Consider the following 18,709-nt stretch of genomic DNA (forward strand, 5'->3'; position numbering starts at 1 on the left):
TACGTTCCTGCTAATGATCCTTGGAATACAGAAGTGATGAATAAATATGATTTTTCTGGACTAGAACAATTTACAAAAGTTTCAAAAATAGAGTCGAGTACAACAGTCAACATCAAAGATGTACTAGTGAAAGAAGCAGTAAGTAAGTTTGTACTTCCTGTAACTCACGGAGAGGCTGATTATAGAAAAGGAAATACTACTTACTTTGAGGTAAGAGCTAAATTTAAACCTACATCTGTTTTAGCTGATACGGAAAAAGTATACACTGAGGGTTCAGACTTGTTCTTAGGTATGACTGATGGTAAGTTCTATGCGGATGAAACAGCTGCTATTGATGCGGTTAGAGGTGGACAAAAAGTAAGAGCATACCGTAAAGGCGTAATGAAGTATGTACTTTGGTTGAACCCTAATGCAGTATCAGGAGGTGAGGCAGATCAAACGAAAACAAAAACATCTCCAACCGTTCGTAACCAAGTGTATCACGTACATATCACAGGTTTCAATGAAATCGGTTTACCTTATAATCCACTCGATCCTAATGAGCCTACTAAGCCAGGGACAGAAGATCCAGGAAATCCTATTGATCCAACAGATCCACTAGAACTAGATAAAACTTATTTATCAGTGAAGATTTCTGTTCTTGATTGGGGCTTAAATTCTTATGACATGGATTTAGGAAATGATTACTAACTAATACTCAATTATACATTTTCTATTGGTCTACAGAAAACAGTTGGTTTTCTGTAGACCAATTTTAAAATATTCAGCATGAAATCAATTCATAGAATACTTCAAGTATTCTCTCTTCTGATTTTTATAAGCCTAACTAGTTGTGATGCCCTTATTTATGATAATCTAGAAGATTGCGAAACAGGTGTATCACTTCGTTTCTATCATACCCATGCATGTTCATCGCTAAAAACTCCTTTTACGGAGCTAAAAGATTTACGCATTCTCACTTTTGACGATCAAGATAATCTTATCAAGCAGATAAAAAGAGAAGAATGGACGCAAACAGAAGAGAATGGACTTACTCTAGTTTTACCTCAAGGAACTTATAAAATAAAAGTATGGAGTGGGGTAGATAAGAGCTATACAGAATCTGTTGTACAAAAACCAACAGATGCTTATCTGTCACTATCTCAGAAAGAAAATCAAGTACAAGTTACAGAATTAGAACCTCTTTATATCGGTGAAAGTGAAGCTTTTGAAACACCCCGTGCTAAAGGTGAAGGTTCTGTATTTAAAGAGATTGCGATTCCTATAGTTGAAAAGACCAATCGCATAAAGGTGCTACTCACACTAGATGAATCAGTAGAAGAGGATATCAATAACTTTGAAGTTATCATACGCTCAGCTAATGGGCTACAGAATGGAGATGGTAGTTTGCCTACTCATCAGCCACAACTCACCTATCAAAAGAATTATAGTGTAGAGAAGAATGAATCTCAAAGCTATTTTCACGTCTTAGATTTAAAGATGGGGCAGCAAAATGAGTTGATCATTCGTAATAAACGAAGTAATGAAATCATCTACCAAGGTGATCTTTTGGGAAGCATATTAATGAAAAACTACAATATAAATATCGATTGTGAAAACGATTTTGAACTCAAGTTTAAACTAAGTGATAGATGCAAAGATTGTTATACTTTCTATTGTTCGGCTATCTGGGTAAACGATTGGTTAATTCACAGTTACGATACAGAGTTAGGAATAGATTAATAGGAATAATTATGGGTAAAATGATGAAATGTGGGATGAACTTGGGTTTGGTACTAATCATAGGCTTGCTTACTTCATGTCAGTCCGACTTGCTACCAACGCTGGGTACAAGCGAATCAGTGGTGGGGCAATCAGACGCCAACTTGAGCTACCTTCTATTTACACGCTCTGCATGGAATGAGCAAGTAGTAGATGAAGAGTTCTTAGTGAAAGAACTAGAAGTATTTCTTTTTGATCACGATACGCATAAACTTGTCAAACGCAAAACGTTGACATTGAAAGACCCTGTGGTACATACCCCACTAGAAACCAATGAATGGATAGCAGTAGTACCAGGAATGTATGATTTCTATTTTTTAGCTAATCCATCATCTGTAGTAAAAAATAAATTAAGTAAGATTACTACTCGTGAACAGCTCAAGGAGCTTGAAGTAAAAGAGGGACAATGGAACAATTCGGACATTCCCAATAAAGGCTTGTTGATGACTCACATTCAAGAAGGTGTTTACATTCCCAAAGGAGGAACAAAGACACATCCTCATTCATTTGAATTACTAAAAAATGCTCGCCCTGTGGAGCTAGAACGTGCCGTAGCTAAAATAAGCTTGATATTAAAGGGAGAAGGTTTTAAAGATATTCAAGGGTTATCTGGTTCATATAAAAAGATAGAAGGGGTACAGATACGAAATACCACAACTTCCATCTTTCCCTTTTTCCCAGCAAAGCTATCGGCTAGTAAGAAGAGTCAGTTAAGCCTTGAAGGAATAGTTGACGGTGGAGAAGAATTTCAAATCAAGACCTTGAATTATTTCCCCGAATATTTTTCGGGTGCTAATGAATGGAAAGAAAATTCAGAAACCGTCCCTTATATTTATATTCGTTTGGCTGATGATCAAGAGTATCAGCTACCCATTGTTTCCAATTACGAGAATAGTTGGAAAGGAGTAGGTATCAAATATCTTGAGTTTGCCCGAGGAGAAAAATTGGGTTTAAATGGCGAAAAGCCCGAATATAACCTAGAAAGAAACAAACACTATGTTCATCGAATTAAGCTCAACAAAAATGATATTGATTTAGAGTTAAATATACTTCCTTGGAACTACGTAGAATATCAGTCCGACAACTATGCAGAAGTAAAATATGAAGTACCTACTCTCGTAATTGATGATATAGACTTCTATGAAGACCATGTGATACGTATTCATAAAGGAGAAAAAACTCCTCCTATACATTTTTGGCTCCAGAGTCCACAAACGGCAAAGTGGAAAGCAACACTTACCAATGGACACAATTTTCAGTTTGTAGGAGCCGATACTGGTTATGCAGAAGCTGATCCCATTCAAGGAAAGAAAGCCATAACCCTTACTACGAGGGCAGTATCGAGTGTGCTAATTAATCAATCTACTGAACTGTACTTTACTGTCGATGGTAAAGAAGTTCCATTAAAAGTGAAATTGAAAAGTGGAAGAGAAATAACACTTTATGGAAAGAATAATCGACTTAAAGTTCAACTGATATAATAAATATCCCCAATTCTATGAAAAGAAATAAACTAACATACATCTGGTCCTTCTTCATGATCATCCTCCTACCTCTATTCAGTGGATGTACTTCTGATACAGAGGACGGTGAGGGTGAAATGGATGCGGGAACAATCTACTTAACATTATCTACCCCCTCCTCAGAGGGCATTGCTACTATTACGAGAGGGAGTATATCTGAAGGAACCAAACCTGGAGAAGATCATCTGAATGAAAATACAATTCACTCTATTGAAGTGTTTTTCTTTGATTCAGAGGGAAAACTGATATGGAAACCCGAAACTTCTTCTTTATCTCTCAAGGGTAATACCAAACTAGAAATATCGGTACCCTCTATGCGGTTACGTAAAGAGCTGAGTGATGCGGTTGTGCAGATTTATGTACTAGTCAATCATTCTGCGGGAGAGATTAATCAGTTGGATGAGCTGAAACAACATGTAATTGAAAATGCCTCTTTCCTTGAAAAAAGTGTGCCTCAGCAGTTTGTAATGCTTGGTAACCTATCCAAACAACTTCATTTTGTAGGGAAAGAGAATGTACTTGGTAATATCTCATTAGTCAGATTGGCCTCGAAGATAGAAAGTAAGTACCCCACATTTCCTACACAAGGAATAAAAGGATACAATGCACTAGGAGAAGAGTTCTTCTACCTTCCTGTAGATGAGAATGCCGTAGAGGTAAGGTTACACAATATTTATACCAAGTCGCATCTAGATATCTCCTCGTATCTGACAATGGATAATGAACCCAAGGATGTGAAAAACTTTCGGGTTATTCCTCCAAAGGGAACAGCTGTTTTCTATTCTTATTCGGGAGAGTGGAAAGAAGAAAGCAAGCAGACTTATTTAGAATATCGTATCCAGTTAAAGCGATCGGATAGTGGCGAGGTGGATACTTACTATTATGCCATTCCTATTGCAGGAGATTCATCGGTCAATCCCAAAGGATATAATAAGGTGAATGCGAATCATCATTATTTTATCAATCCTGTAATCGGACAGCTAGGTAGCACAATCGAGAAATCTCCTATATGGCTTAACTCGCAATTTATCATACAAGATTGGTCAATAAAGGAGTTGAGCACCTCTATTGTACAAGCACACTATTTTATGTTGAAGGAGCATGAGGTGTATATGGCAAATACCGACCAATATAAGGTGCAGTTTGTAGCCTCATCAAAAGTAAGAACGGCAAAAATAAAAGAGGTATGGTACTATGCTTGGAGACAAAAAGAAGCAGGTAAAAAAGATTTAGAGTCTTATAAAGAATATATCAATTCTTATAGTTATGAATATCCTCGATTTACAATAAACAACAATACAACGCCCAAAAACATTGAGATATCCTCACCGATACCTCGTAACTTCTCTCCCAGATACATAACAGTAGTATTTGAAGATGAATATGGGTTTCAGGAAGAACTGACTATTAAACAATATCCTGCCCGTTATATTACAGGAAGAAGATCGGAAGAGTCTCAGAAGTTTAAAGGTGTTTATTATACCCATGATTATAATGATGATGCAGGTACAAATAGCCAAAACAACTTTAATCTATTTGCGATAACAACGCTTGCTGGAGGTGAGGAGTTTAATGGTAAAAAATACAAGACAGGAGATCCTACGTATATAAAAGATGGAAAAGTATATACCTATGAAGACAAAGAACACAATCAGCTTATTTCACCCAATTTTGTTGTAGCCTCTCAACGAAGTATTTACAACCGTGTAATGTATAACCGTAGCTATGATTTCTACGGACAAACTATCATGTCGGCACGAGAACGCTGTGCTACTTATGGTGAGGGCGGTTATGAACCAGGAACTTGGCGATTGCCTACCGAAGCAGAAATAGAATACCTAAATGCACTCCAAAATGATTATTATTCCCCTATAAAAGATTTGTTTAGAGGACCTAATTACTGGAGTGGTGCTAGTTATCGTTATCATATTTTTATGGCTATCAATGAGTTTGATGGATATGAAGGAGCATTTGGCGATTACAGAACTCCCAATGCTAATTTTAGCAATGATAGTTATAGCATATATTATGGCAGAGGTGTGGTTTGGGATGGGTCAAACTATTCAATTCCAAACTATTTAGGGTTTGCAGATCCTGCATATATCAGTGGATCCTATAGTTCACATTATTATTATAGCGCCTATGTAAGGTGTGTAAGAGATATTTAATGACAAAAATCATGAACATAAAATATATTCTATTTAGCTTAATACTAGCACTAGCAATAACTTCTTGCGCTAGTGATTTAGATATCATTAAAGAGGAGGAAGGTGATTCTGATGTATCCATAAGTTTGCAACTCGACTATGCAAACTTTGACTCCAATAGTACTACCCGCACAAACACAACAGACCATAAAGAACTCTATCTCTTTCTTTTTGATGAAGAAGGTTTATGGATAACCTATCGAAAACAAGATTATACCCCTTCAGCTTCCTTAAATTTTAGCTTACCTAGTTCGGTACAGAAGCGAATTATTCATTTAGCTTTGGTTGAAAAAGGTAGTTTAGATGTTTTATTCAATCTGGAGAGTTCTTCAAAGTATGAAGGGAAAGACGAGGGAGAAGTGATTACGCAGATTAATGGAGAGCAAGCTATGTATTGGCAAAGAATAGTTGCCCCTAGTTTGAAGGAAAATACTTATTTAGGAACGATTCAGTTGTTGAGAAATCAAGCTCGTATCTCTATTCTCAACGAAACAGGTACACTCGATCGCTTTGAGATTTTAGGATTTAGCATTCATAATACACCTCAAAAAGGAACATTAGCTCCTTTTGATGGTCAAAAGAAACTCTTTACACAAGGTGCTATTACAGAAAGCTATCCTTTAGAACTTCAAACTTTTGCTCCTATGGATAAAAATGGAGTACTAACAGTCTCTGCAGATGAAGTAGAGTTTACACCAGCACATCAAGCATTTGATCTTTTTGAGAGACATCGTTCTACAACCGACAACAATCTTTATATCATTCTAAAGGCCCGTTTTGAAGGGCAAATATGCTATTATAAACTCGGTTTTCACGATAGTAAGGCCCTTACCCGACTAGATATTTATAGAAATACTCATTATAGTATTAAGATCAAAGCTGTTTCTAAAAAAGGATATCGAGATTTGCAAGAAGCGGTAAACAATGCTCCAGCAGAAAATGCCTCTTTATCTGTGTTACTCGATGAGTATCCCAAAATAACTGATGGATATACCTCTTTAACAGTCGATAAGACCTTTTATATTTACAATGAACCCAATAATGATTTCTGGGTTGATTATACATTTAGTTCAAATGGAGAATCTTTCCCTTACACAGAAAAGGATGTAGAAATTACACTTATTCAGAATGAGGGGGAGGAAGTATTAAACCCTACTACTTTTTATTACAATGTAATTTTATCAAAAGAAGAAAAGAAAATAACAGGTACGATAAGAGCGAAAAGTTACTGGGTTCTGCCTGATTTAAAGACGCATATAGGTGAAGTGCGAATTAAAGCAGGTGATTTGATGCGTACTGTAAAAATAGAGTTCGGACACAAACGAGTACTAAATGCACGTTTAATAAGTTATGGAGATAAGAGTGATGATGAAGTCGTTATTCAGCTAAATATTCCTAAAGAAGAAATTGTGAGTGAAGCTATTTTCCCTATCAAATTCCTCATTGAGAGTAAATACTTATATCCTAATACGGATGCGGGTAAGAACAGCAATTTAGTGATTCAAGGCTTAGAGAATGGCTTGTATGTTTATCAGTTTATGGTGAAAGAAGCAGGGGAGCACAATGTCTATTTTAAAAGAACGCTGAGCAACACATCTGAGGTTGTGAGTATCTATTCAGATTATTATCAGCTCAAAGAGTTGCAGGTGGCAGCTTCCAATAGCATTCCTATGTATAGCGCTAGAGGTAATATTTATTATAAAGATGTTGAAAACAAGCCACTCCCAATGTCGGCTAAAGTAGTGGTTTCACCCTCTTATATCCCTAGATCTTTACTGGTCTATGAAAATGGGAAATATCGCTTTCAGTTTGAAAGAGATAAAGCAAACAGTTCTCAATATGTCTCTATTTCCTCTCGCTTAACAGATGGAACTTCTTATAAGAAAGAGGTGTACTATAGTAGTTTACTGCAAAATAGAGATATTGTTTTAGAACCTTATCTTATATCAACAGCTGGTGATGTGTATTATTTGTATAGAAATAATTACTATCTCATGGATATGAGATATTATCGTATTGAGGCAGAAGGGCATCCTGAAATAAAATTTATGAGGCATCGAGAATCTGCATATATAAATAATATTGAAATAAGAATTCCAAGCAATATTCCAGATAATACCCTGCTTCGCTTACGTAATTCATATAACAATCAAGTACTTATGATAACAGCAGGCGAACTGAAAAAAGGGGGTTCTATAGCCTTTAGAAATAGATAAGAGATGAACTTTTTTAGTTTAGGGCTTTTAAATGCACTGTATGATTATCTACATATAGTGCATTTTTTTTGGATAGAAAAAGATCATCTAGCAAACTAAAATCTACTTGCTTACGAGGAATAACAGCATAATGAATTAGCTCTCCTTTTCTAAGAAAGAATAAGATACACTCCGTATCACTAGAGGCGATAAAACTGACCTTTCTTTTATACTTCCAGTCTAGTGAGTTATCTATATCTTCGAGGTTGTTGTAAGGTCCTGCAATGTAAACAGAATCCCATTCTTCATCATTAATATCTACTAAAGTAAAGGAGTTACTCGTTTTAGATAGAAGAGAATGACAATTTATATTTAGTTGTTTAAAGGGGAATTGTAGCATACCATACCCCATACCCAGTAGAAGTACAACAATGAAAAGAGTGATAAAAACCCGTTGTGATTTTTTGTTTTTACACATAATAAGCTGTTGATTTAATTGTGTTTAACAATTTGTGATGTGGAGTTGACCGAGACAAGGTACGTTATTTTTCTGGGATGCACTAGTGATACTTAAATGATATTTTTAGTTTTACTTAAAAATCGAGTAAGGATGATAGTTGCAGTAGATACCACCTGAGAGAAATATCATTTGGGTAAATGATACCCTCATTTTACAGAGGCAGACTTAAACTTAGACACCGACATGATGTCATGCCGGTGTCTAAATAAATTTAATATTTATTTATGCTGTGCTTATATACGGTTCATTAAAGCAAGATGTTGGGGTAGGAGAGCATCTTTGTTGAGCATATTTACTTTATTGAGAAGCTCAAGCTTTTCCTTAAAACTAAGTTTTACTGCATCCTTATTCTCAAGCCACCACATATAAAATTCCACTGGGTATCTTTTATAGGGGATACTAGCAGGAATAGGTTCGGAGTATTTAGGAAAATCAATGTTTAGCTTCAGTCCTAAGAATTGTTTTTGTTTATTGGGTATTCTTCTCATACGTTCAAAGAGGACACGATTGAGGTGTGGCTCCAATTCAAAATCATACTTATTTCTTACCTGAGCAAAGCTCAACGGATCTTTTGCAATCCATTCTCCAATTGATCGGGTTACTAACTTGCTTTCCACGCGAATAGTCATCAAATTATTTGATGAGTAAATCTTATCTACCTGTGGAGGGAAGTCGTGAAGGGCGATGTGATCCTTACTATCCCCGTTGGTAGATGTTGAAGACTGTGTATCGGTAGAGTTTTTGTCTAATATGGGCTTTGTGTTATAAAAGCTGCGTTGATTCCTATAGCTGCGATTTCTAGTCGTAGCAGAATTGCCCATAGTTTGTTCTTTCCATACTGTAGACATTTGATTAATATTTTAAAAATGTGTAACTGAAAAAGATGTAGCTTGCTTCTGTGAGTAATAAAAGCTTATAGCTACAAGAATCTTCTTTTGAGTATATGCTCCATATACAAGTTCATAATATAGGCATTTTATAGGTATATTTCCAAGTATTTTAATAAATATTTACTTTATATAATCTTGATAATAAGCTATATAGCTTGAATATGTAAATATTTGAGTAAAACTTGTTATTGCGAAGCACTTATTTGGAGTAAGTGTGAGTTGTAAATAATTAATAATCAAAATGATTCTAACAAAAAAGGCTGACTATCACTAGTCAACCCTTTCGTTATATTTTGATGTCTAAAAGCATCTTAGAGAATATCTAAAGCTTTGAAACATTTGATCAATTTGCTTACTGCAAAGTCTATTTGCTCTTTAGTATGTGTAGCCATCAGTGAGAAACGAATCAAAGTATCGTTTGGCGAACATGCTGGTGGAACAACAGGGTTCACGAAGACACCTTCATCAAATAGCATCTTGGTAACCATGAATGTTTTATTCATATCACGCACATACAAAGGGATGATAGGAGTAGATGTAGAACCTATCTCAAAGCCAGCATCACGGAAGCATTTTAGAGCATAATGAGTCAGATCCCATAGATGTTCAATACGTTCGGGCTCTGTTTTCATTATTTCTAGAGCAGCTCTTGCAGCCGCTGTAGCAGCAGGAGTATTACTAGCGCTGAAAATATAAGAGCGAGAGTTGTGACGAAGGTAGTTGATAACTTCTTCATCTGCTGCAATAAAACCACCAATAGCCGCTAAAGACTTACTGAATGTACCCATAATAAGATCTACATCGTCAGTTAAGCCAAAATGGTTGCAAGTTCCACGTCCATGATCACCCAAAACACCTAAGCCATGAGCTTCATCGACCATAATACTCGCATTGTACTTTTTAGAAAGTCGTACGATTTCAGGTAAGTTGGCAATATCGCCTTCCATACTAAAGACACCATCCACGACAATAAGTTTCACTGATTCAGGGCGACACTTTTTAAGTTCGTTTTCCAACGACTCCATATTGTTGTGTCTAAACTTGTATACTGTAGAGAACGATAAACGGCGGCCTTCAACGATAGAAGCGTGGTCTAGTTCATCACATATAATATAGTCTTCACGCCCTGTTACGCATGAAACTACCCCTAAGTTTACTTGGAAACCAGTAGAGTAGATAATTGCATCTTCTTTACCTACAAATTCCGCTAGTTCCTTTTCGAGCTGTAAGTGAAGGTCTAGCGTTCCGTTAAGGAAACGAGATCCTGCACAGCCTGTACCGTATTTACGGGTAGCTTCAACAGCTGCTTCAATTACTTTTGGGTGGTTGGTTAAGCCTAAGTAAGAATTTGAGCCAAACATGAGCACTTTTCTACCGCTCATTTTCACCTCTGTATCTTGTTCGCTCTCTATGCAGCGAAAATAGGGATATACGCCTTTTGATTTAATTTGTTGAGGAAGGTCGTATTTCGCCAATTTATCTTGTAATAATCCCATGAATTGATGTTTATAAAACACTCGTATAGTTCAGTTTTATTCTGTTCTAACGAATAGTTGATAAATGTAGTGTATGTGTATTTATAGTCATTTCAAACAGAGGGCAAAGATAAGAATAAAACTAGTGAATCCATTCTTTTTAGCAAAAAATTGCTACAAATCGCAATGTCAAAATCATTAATGTGAAATACAAACCTTTTAAACTGCACACTTAATCGTTTTATGTACAGTTTTAGCGTCTCAATAGGTAATAGTTTTTGCCAATTATCCTATACAAACATTCTGAGCGGCCATAAATATTCATTTAGATATACAGTTTTATGACTTTATTACTAATTTCTTCTCTCTATAAAGCCTTCTTTCTTAGTCTCTTTTGGGATGAAAAAAAGTTCAGTCTATCAAAAATACGTTTGAGTCGCTCAATATACAGCTTTGGTAAAGTATATAAGGTAATGTATAGATGCTTCCCTTACTTTTGATGCAGAAAATGAGAAGAATTAATAAACGCGATTTATGAGAACTATTATTCCTATTTGTTTAGTATTACTTTTATCATCTTGCAGTTCTGATAAAAAAGAAACGGGCAATCAAGATTTTAAAGTGACAGTGGGAGAAGCTAAATCTTTTTCCTCAACAGATGATCGTCGGTACACATTTAGTACCAAGCCCTATAATACTTCCCAACTATCTTTTAGAGTTGGAGGTCCAGTTGTTAAATTTGACGTTCATCCTGGACAATATTACAGGAAAGGGCAGCTTATTGCAGCTATAGATAATCGTGATTTCATTATCCGCAAAGAACAAACTAAAGCTGTGTTTCAACAAACAGAAAATGAATTTATAAGAATAAGCAATCTATATCATAAAGGGAATGTATCTGGTAGTCGCTATGAAAAAACTCATGCAGAGTATGTTACGGCAAAAACTGCATACGAAACTGCTACTAATGAGTTGAATGATACCTATATGAAAGCTCCTTTTGATGGATTTATCCAGTCGGTAGAAATTGAAAAACACCAAGATGTTCGTCCGTCACAAACTGTAGTAACGTTTATAGATATTACAAAGTTGAAAGCAGAAACTTATATTCCTGAGCAACTAGCTATAGAGCTTGGTAAAGCAGCAAAAAACTCTATTGAAGTAAGTCTAGCTTTTGATAAGCTACCCGAGAAAAAGATGACTACTCGTGAAATTACTGTTTCTCAGAGTACAACTTATAATAACTTATCCTATCTCCTAACAGCTATCATTGACAATGAAGATTATAGCTTATTGGGTGGAATGACAGGTTCGTTGGTTTTACCATCTAGTAAGGATAGTAGTAAAGCATCCATCTTCGTTCCCCAGCAAGCTGTTTGCAATCAACCCCAAAAAGGTACGTATGTGTGGGTGTTGCGTGGTAATAAAACAGAGTCTGTGTCGGTAAAACTAGGTGATTTACATCGTGATAACCTAGTAGAAATAGTATCAGGGCTTCAAGAGAATGATAAAGTAGTAACATCGAATACAAACTTGTTATTCGAAGGAAGAGAAGTCTCTTCGCTCTAAGTAATTTGTAATGGAAAAATTTGTAAAATACTTTTTATCTAGCAAGTCATTTACATGGTTGCTAATGATCCTAATATTGGGTGGGGGATTGTTCTCCTATTTTAATATGGGTAAACTAGAAGATGCTCCTTTTACCATCAAGCAAGCTGTAGTAATTACACCATACCCTGGTGCTTCTCCTATGGAAGTAGAAACTGAGGTTACGGATGTACTTGCAGAAGCCATTCAGGAGATGGGCGAACTCTATTACATAAAGACAGATAACAGAGAAGGTCTGTCTAAAATGACTATCTATTTAAAGAAAGAGCTTAGAGCCGACCAGATGCAACAGAGCTGGGACTTGCTTCGACGTAAAGTGGGAGATGCCCAAGCAAAATTACCTGAGGGTGCTTCTAAATCAATCGTTCAAGATGATTTTGGTGATGTATTAGGTGTGTTTTATGGCCTTCATGGTCAAGGATTTACTCCTCGACAGCTAGAAGATTATGCTATAGAAATTAAAAATGGTTTGCTTAATGTGAAAGATGTAGCAAAAGTTACTCTTTATGGTATCCAAAAAAGATCTATTGAAATAGCAGTTGATCCAGCTGTTATGGCTCAAACAGGTATTACTTCGGCGGATATTGCACTTGCTTTTAATAAGCAAAACAAAGTTGTTGATGCGGGTGCTATAGAAAGCGAATCAAATAGATTCCGAATTGAAGCATCGGGTAGCTTTAATAGTTTAGAAGAAATACAAAACTTAATCATAGTATCTCAAACTGGGGAATATTTTAAACTAAATGAAATAGCTCGGATAACCGAAAGTTATGTGCACCCTCAGATAAATGAGATGCGTGTCGATAATAATCCAGCAGTAGGTATTGCTGTAGCGACTGTCTCTGATGGTAATGTGGTAGAAATGGCTGAAGCAGTTGAAGAAGTAGTGGCTTCCGTTAAATCCAGATTACCTGAAGGACTATCTTTGACTCCCATCTATGACCAAGGGTTAGAGTCTGCCATAGCGAATGAAGGTTTTATCACAAACCTTATTGTATCTGTCATTACAGTTATTGCAGTTCTACTCTTCTTCATAGGTGTTAAAAATGGTATTCTGATTGGTAGCGGATTGATATTCTCCGTATTTGGAACATTGATTTATATGTTTGGATCGGGAATAGCCCTACAAAGGATGTCATTGGCGGCAATTATTATTGCTATGGGTATGTTGGTCGATAATGCCATTGTGGTATATGACTCCAGCTTGGTGAATATGCAAAAGGGTATGCGGAAACGTGTCGCTATTCTTAAAGCAGTAAAGGTTACCGCTATGCCACTATTAGCGGCAACAGTGATAGCTATAATTACTTTTTTACCTATTTATTATTCACCGCACATTACAGGAGAGTTACTTTCATCACTAGTCATTGTGATTGGAGTATCTCTGTTATTAAGCTGGGTATTTGCTATTACTCAAAACGTATTCTTTGTACAAGAGTTTGTAGCCAGACCAAGACCTGATGAAATTACTGGAGAGTTATTCCAAGGAAAAATTTACAATTCTTTTCGTAAGTTGTTGGGATTAGTAGTTCAAAATAAGTACATCGTCGTAAGTTTAGTTGTTGTGCTGCTGTTTGTATCGGGTTGGGGCTTTAAGTATATCCCAACAGTTTTTATGCCCCAACTCGACAAACAGTATTTTACCATTGATATGTGGATGCCCGAGGGTACACGCATAGAAGAAATGAATAAAAGAACTGCTGAACTAGTAGACTATGTAAGAAGCCAAGAACAAACAGAACAAGTTTCATCATTTGTGGGACAAACTCCACCTAGATACTATTTAGCAAACGTTGCTTTTGGACCACAATCCAATTATGCTCAGTGCTTAGTAAAAGCTACTAGCCCCAAAGAGGCTCGCGCATTACAAGGCATTTTAAGAGAAGGAATGAATGCCAATTTCCCAGATATGTTTGTTAAGGTCAATAGGTTTGAGCTAAGTGTTGCTCCTGAAGCTTTAATAGAAGCTCGATTCTTAGGTCCAGATGTTGCTGTACTAGATTCTTTAACTCAGGTGGCAATAGACATTATGAATAAAAATCCCAAAGCAGCCCACCCACGTAATGAATGGAAGAATAGAGCATTGATGGTTAAAGCTCATTATGATCCAATTAATGCTGGCAAACTGAATATAAGTAAAGCAAGTATGATGCAGGGTATCAAAGCCATTGAAGATGGATTACCTGTAGGCATATATAGAGATAATGAGAAAAAAGTTCCCGTCTTACTAAAATCTTCAGTAGAAAACAGCCAAATGGACCTGCAACAATTGGGAGACTATTCGGTATGGAATGGGGATAAATCGGCTCCTTTGTCTCAGCTGACTAAGAGCATTGAATTAGACTGGGAATACCCTATTGTAAAGACGTATGATCGACAACTGTCTATGGCAGCACAGTGTGATGTAGTAGATGGTGCGACAATGCGAGAGGTACTATCCGAAATAAAAGATGAGGTAGAGAGTATAGAGCTTCCCGATGGTTATACATTCTTTTGGGACTCACAAATAAAAGATCAAAGCGAGGCCATGCAAGCTCTCCTCAAGTTTTTTCCACTAGCTATCTTATTCTTGATCTTGATATTAGTAGGTTTGTTTAAAAACTTCAAGCAGCCTTTAATTATATTTTTAATGTTGCCACTGTCACTTATTGGAGTATCGTTTGGATTACTAGCCACAGGACTTGATTTTGGATTCTTTGGTGTCGCAGGATGGCTTGGACTTCTGGGCATGATTATAAAAAATGTCATTGTGTTGTTAGATGAGGTTAATATTCAAAGAGGAGAAGGAAAAGATCCGTATTCAGCAATCATTGAATCTACAGTAGCAAGAGCTAAGCCAGTACTTATGGCTGCCGGCACAACAATTTTGGGGATGGTTCCACTGTTATTTGATGTTGTGTTTGGGGGTATGGCGGCTACAATAGTATTTGGCTTAAGCTTTGCTACTTTATTGACCTTACTGGTTACTCCAGCCTTATATGCTGTCTTTTATAAAGTACAAAAAGAAAAATAATAATGTTAGTTTGTTGATCGATTTAAAATCCTTTCTAATCTGCAAGAATACTTTGTGATTCTTGTAAGTAGTGTGGGAGAAATATGCATCTATATCAATCCTTTAACTTGGAGTTCTCCCCACTACTTTTAAATTATACTCATTATTCAAAATAGATAATATATGAAAAGAGATATAATGTCATTAGCTTTCCTGCTTTGTGGATTAACTCTATTTGCACAAGAGGATCTACTATCAAAGTATAGAATCCAGGCATTAGAATACAGCCATGACTTAAAAGCTTCAGAGAAAAATATTCTAAGAAAAAATGAGCTGATAAAGTCTGCTAAGGCAGATTTTAAGCCCAAATTCATGGGAGGTGCCGATTATAGTTACAAAGGTAATCCTCTAGAAGTTGAGGTAAGTCTACCACAGGTTGATAACCCTTTAAGCCTACAAGGGCAGCATAGTCGATATGGATTAAATCTGAATTTGGTACAACCTATTTATATGGGTGGACAGATTAAAGAATCTGTAAAGATGGCTGAAAAAGAAACAAGTTTAGCGGGAAATCAATTTGATTTAATTCGTGCTAATGTTTCTTACGAAGCAGATATCCGTTATTGGAATGCTGTTGCACACAAAGAAATTGAAGAAGTAATGATAAATATGAATGCTTCTGTAAAAGAGTTGGTGAGAATTGTAGATGAGCGTGTTACAGAAGATTTGGTGGCTGCTAATGACTTATTAATGGCTGAGGTTAAACTAAACGATGCCGATTATCAATTGATGCAGGCCCAAAATAATAGTGAAGTAGCCCGTATGTCTATGAATTCCTTTGTGGGGGTTGACTTCAATCAAATACTACCTATGGATTATCAAGTTAAAGAGATCTTAGTTATTCCTTCTTTAATTGAGATGTCTAGCGTGTATGCCAATCGTCCTGAAATGAGAATTGCACAAGACCAGATAGAAATTCAAGAATCAACTAAAAAAATGAAAGATGCTCGTTTTAAGCCACAAGTGAGTTTGGGTGTGGGTGGAGATTATTCATCACCAGGGTATGACTTAACCAAAAACATGAACCTGAACTATGGTGTTTATGCCACGGTTAGTGTACCTATCTTTGAGTGGGGAAAAAGAAAGAAAGAGAAAAATGCTTCTGATTATGGTATTGCCATAGCACAAGATATGCTCAAGAAAACTTTTGACAATGTCAATCTTGAAGTTCAATCTACCTACTATACGTTACAAGAAGCTGTGAAGCAAGTAGCATTAACTCAAAATTCACTCGAAAAAGCTTCTCGTAATGAGGATATGGCTATGGAAAGATACAAAGAAGGTTTAGTTTCAATAACAGAGGTGCTCGACGCTCAGTTATTTCATCAAAATGCTCAAGTGAACTACGTGCAATCAAAATTAAACGCACAAATAGCACAATCAAATTTCAATCGAGTACTAGGTGTGAATCAATTTTAAGTCTTACATTGTTAATACTTAAATGCACATTGAAAAAAATATGAAAAGTCTTTATACCAAATACCACTGGTTGCTAAATGTTTTATTATTTACGGGCTTGGGATGTTTTTCTTATTTAGCACTTGTCCTTTATACAGACATTCCAGAAAATCATCTTGTTCAACTGATTTCCTTGAAAGCTTTAGTAACCGTGGTGTTTGTTGTAAATAGTTTGGGGTTTTGTTTAATCTATATAAATAAGGTTATAAGACGTTCTTATCCTACCTATTTAAAAGATAGGATAAAGAGTATTCTTTATTTTTTTACCATTAGTGTGCTCCTGTTACTATTAAACATTTTATTGTTGGGAGCTGTAAAGTGGAGTGTAGGGATTGAGAACCCCTTCTACATTCGCCAACTTTCGGGAATATTTGTAATTTTGACTATATGGCTAATTCAAATCGTAGTTGTTAGCCTAACCATCGTCAATAATTTCTATCGTCAAATGTTGCGTTTATACCGTCGGTCGGAGATTTTAGAAGAGAGTGCTATTAAAGCTCAAAATAGAGCTTTGCTTAGCCAACTCAACCCACACTTCCTTTTTAATAGTTTGAATACACTAATTGCAGAAATTTCTTATAATCCTGAAAATGCCACACTCTTTACAAGGCATCTATCAGATGTATATCGTTATATATTGCAATGCGAGAATAAGCAATGGGTGAGTCTAAAGTCGGAATTAGAGTTTTTAGACTCGTTCATTTTCTTGCATCAAGTAAGATTAGGAGATTGCATTTTTTTAGAAAATGAAATACCTCCTGAATTAATTGATACTAAGATACCACCACTCACTTTACAAGTTTTGGTAGAAAATATTATAAAGCACAATGTGATAAGTCTCACAAAGCCGATGTCAATAGTGCTTCAGTCTAATTTAGATAATCAAACAATCTCTATTAGTAATAGAATTCGTCCAAAGCAAGAAGTGGAGTCATTTGGTAAAGGTTTGGCTAACCTAGCTGAGCGCTATCGATTATTATACAATAAAGAGATTTATATTATGGATGACGGTGATTTTTTTATCGTTACTATACCTATTATATATGAGTAAGATTAATGTTGCTATTATCGAGGATGAATATCCTGCGGCTCGATTATTAAGTAGTATGATTAAGGAGTTACGACCTGAATGGAATTTAGAGCTATTGCCAGGTAGTATAGAAGAATCTGTAGAGTGGTTTGAAAAAAATAAACATCCCGATATTGTGTTTTTAGATATTCATCTTACAGATGGGAACTCCTTTCTTTTTATTGAACGTGCTAAACCACTGAGTTTTATTATTTTCACAACGGCCTATGATCAATATGCTGTACGTGCTTTTACCGTAAATAGCATTGATTATTTATTGAAACCCATTCACAAGGAGCGTTTAAATAGTGCTATAGAGCGCTTTGAAAAACTAACAGCTAAGCAAATAGTAGATTATAATGCACAATCTCAGATAGAGGAGGTGTTGCAAAATCTTACATCACAAACTAAGAGATATCGCACTCGTTTTTTAATTTCTGCTGGTGACAGCTTTAAAATGCTTTCTGTTGATGATATTGCATATTTCTATAGTGAGAACAAAATAACTTTTGCTGTCAAAAGAAATACAGAAGAGGATATCATTAATCTTTCTTTGGATAAGCTAACTGAAGAGCTTGATCCAGATGAGTTTTTTAGAGCTAATCGACAAGTGATTTTAAATATAAATAGTATCTCTAGAGTAGAACCCTATTTTCAGGGAAAATTATCAGTACGTGTGAATCCTAAATTCAGAGAACAGATTTTGATTAGTAGAGAAAAGTCGTCCGCCTTTAAACTTTGGCTAAATTATTAAATCAACTTATCTTCTCTATCCTGAATAAGAAAATAGATCCTTGTATAGGAACTATTTAGCAGCTCGCACTTCCATATCCAAGTGAAGTTCGGCTAGTCTTTTTCGTTGTCCCTATTATTTAATTTTATGATGTCTTCACCAGTTCTGTTCTTACTTTTTTATAATAAGTAGCAATACTTCTAATACAGTTATTTGGT

General features: G+C 35.8%; 13 protein-coding genes. 10 read left to right on the forward strand and 3 right to left on the reverse strand.

From position 1 onward, the window contains the following. From K8V80_RS06400 to K8V80_RS06420, 5 genes are all read left to right on the forward strand, one after another. Positions 1–690, forward strand: a 690-nt coding sequence (locus tag K8V80_RS06400; RefSeq protein WP_276776269.1) for an Mfa1 family fimbria major subunit, incomplete at its 5' end; no start/stop codon positions are given. Positions 691–768: 78 nt separating this feature from the next. Then, entirely contained in the window at positions 769–1,722 is a 954-nt protein-coding gene (locus K8V80_RS06405) for a FimB/Mfa2 family fimbrial subunit (RefSeq protein WP_276776271.1), read from the forward strand. An 11-nt stretch (positions 1,723–1,733) separates the two neighbouring features. Next, positions 1,734–3,242: a FimB/Mfa2 family fimbrial subunit gene (locus tag K8V80_RS06410; RefSeq protein WP_276776273.1), complete on the forward strand. Its 1,509-nt coding sequence runs from the start codon at positions 1,734–1,736 to the stop codon at positions 3,240–3,242. 17 nt (positions 3,243–3,259) lie between these two features. Further along, a complete protein-coding gene (locus tag K8V80_RS06415) occupies positions 3,260–5,452 on the forward strand; it encodes a hypothetical protein (RefSeq protein WP_276776275.1) in 2,193 nt (730 codons plus the stop codon). Between the two features lie 11 nt (positions 5,453–5,463). Continuing rightward, on the forward strand, positions 5,464–7,707 hold the full coding sequence (locus tag K8V80_RS06420; RefSeq protein ID WP_276776276.1) for a hypothetical protein: 2,244 nt from the start codon (positions 5,464–5,466) through the stop codon (positions 7,705–7,707). Positions 7,708–7,720: 13 nt separating this feature from the next. Here K8V80_RS06420 and K8V80_RS06425 read toward each other — a convergent pair whose 3' ends face one another. The 3 genes from K8V80_RS06425 to spt all read right to left on the reverse strand — a co-directional run bounded on the left by K8V80_RS06425 (position 7,721) and on the right by spt (position 10,592). Next, on the reverse strand, positions 7,721–8,164 hold the full coding sequence (locus K8V80_RS06425; protein ID WP_276776278.1) for a hypothetical protein: 444 nt from the start codon (positions 8,162–8,164) through the stop codon (positions 7,721–7,723). A 275-nt stretch (positions 8,165–8,439) separates the two neighbouring features. Continuing rightward, on the reverse strand, positions 8,440–9,054 hold the full coding sequence (locus K8V80_RS06430) for a hypothetical protein (RefSeq protein ID WP_276776280.1): 615 nt from the start codon (positions 9,052–9,054) through the stop codon (positions 8,440–8,442). A gap of 353 nt (positions 9,055–9,407) precedes the next feature. Further along, the gene (gene spt / locus K8V80_RS06435) at positions 9,408–10,592 is read right to left on the reverse strand and encodes a serine palmitoyltransferase (protein ID WP_040310172.1); all 1,185 of its coding nucleotides are present in this window, start codon (positions 10,590–10,592) and stop codon (positions 9,408–9,410) included. A 513-nt stretch (positions 10,593–11,105) separates the two neighbouring features. On the opposite strand from spt, the gene K8V80_RS06440 reads away from it, so the two are divergent. The 5 genes from K8V80_RS06440 (at position 11,106) to K8V80_RS06460 (ending at position 18,512) form a co-directional block, all read left to right on the forward strand. Continuing rightward, entirely contained in the window at positions 11,106–12,140 is a 1,035-nt protein-coding gene (locus K8V80_RS06440) for an efflux RND transporter periplasmic adaptor subunit (protein WP_276776284.1), read from the forward strand. A gap of 10 nt (positions 12,141–12,150) precedes the next feature. Continuing rightward, the gene (locus tag K8V80_RS06445) at positions 12,151–15,192 is read left to right on the forward strand and encodes an efflux RND transporter permease subunit (protein ID WP_276776286.1); all 3,042 of its coding nucleotides are present in this window, start codon (positions 12,151–12,153) and stop codon (positions 15,190–15,192) included. 162 nt (positions 15,193–15,354) lie between these two features. Next, positions 15,355–16,650, forward strand: coding sequence for a TolC family protein (locus K8V80_RS06450; RefSeq protein WP_276776289.1), 1,296 nt, complete (start codon positions 15,355–15,357; stop codon positions 16,648–16,650). Positions 16,651–16,690: 40 nt separating this feature from the next. Then, a complete protein-coding gene (locus K8V80_RS06455) occupies positions 16,691–17,740 on the forward strand; it encodes a sensor histidine kinase (protein WP_276776292.1) in 1,050 nt (349 codons plus the stop codon). After that, positions 17,733–18,512, forward strand: coding sequence for a LytR/AlgR family response regulator transcription factor (locus tag K8V80_RS06460; RefSeq protein WP_276776294.1), 780 nt, complete (start codon positions 17,733–17,735; stop codon positions 18,510–18,512). Before K8V80_RS06455 ends, K8V80_RS06460 begins: the two co-directional genes overlap by 8 nt. The last annotated feature ends 197 nt before the right edge of the window (positions 18,513–18,709 follow it).

It is taken from the genome of Bacteroides coprosuis (assembly GCF_020741705.1).
GTDB lineage: Bacteria > Bacteroidota > Bacteroidia > Bacteroidales > Bacteroidaceae > Bacteroides_E > Bacteroides_E coprosuis.

What these genes read in the sequence shown, in the direction of transcription:
- K8V80_RS06405 (WP_276776271.1), top strand. Translation starts at nt 769, where the DNA reads ATGAAATCAATTCATAGAATACTTCAAGTATTCTCTCTTCTGATTTTT.
- K8V80_RS06410 (WP_276776273.1), top strand. Translation starts at nt 1,734, where the DNA reads ATGGGTAAAATGATGAAATGTGGGATGAACTTGGGTTTGGTACTAATC.
- K8V80_RS06415 (WP_276776275.1), top strand. Translation starts at nt 3,260, where the DNA reads ATGAAAAGAAATAAACTAACATACATCTGGTCCTTCTTCATGATCATC.
- K8V80_RS06420 (WP_276776276.1), top strand. Translation starts at nt 5,464, where the DNA reads ATGAACATAAAATATATTCTATTTAGCTTAATACTAGCACTAGCAATA.
- K8V80_RS06425 (WP_276776278.1), bottom strand. Translation starts at nt 8,164, where the DNA reads ATGTGTAAAAACAAAAAATCACAACGGGTTTTTATCACTCTTTTCATT.
- K8V80_RS06430 (WP_276776280.1), bottom strand. Translation starts at nt 9,054, where the DNA reads ATGTCTACAGTATGGAAAGAACAAACTATGGGCAATTCTGCTACGACT.
- spt (WP_040310172.1), bottom strand. Translation starts at nt 10,592, where the DNA reads ATGGGATTATTACAAGATAAATTGGCGAAATACGACCTTCCTCAACAA.
- K8V80_RS06440 (WP_276776284.1), top strand. Translation starts at nt 11,106, where the DNA reads ATGAGAACTATTATTCCTATTTGTTTAGTATTACTTTTATCATCTTGC.
- K8V80_RS06445 (WP_276776286.1), top strand. Translation starts at nt 12,151, where the DNA reads ATGGAAAAATTTGTAAAATACTTTTTATCTAGCAAGTCATTTACATGG.
- K8V80_RS06450 (WP_276776289.1), top strand. Translation starts at nt 15,355, where the DNA reads ATGAAAAGAGATATAATGTCATTAGCTTTCCTGCTTTGTGGATTAACT.
- K8V80_RS06455 (WP_276776292.1), top strand. Translation starts at nt 16,691, where the DNA reads ATGAAAAGTCTTTATACCAAATACCACTGGTTGCTAAATGTTTTATTA.
- K8V80_RS06460 (WP_276776294.1), top strand. Translation starts at nt 17,733, where the DNA reads ATGAGTAAGATTAATGTTGCTATTATCGAGGATGAATATCCTGCGGCT.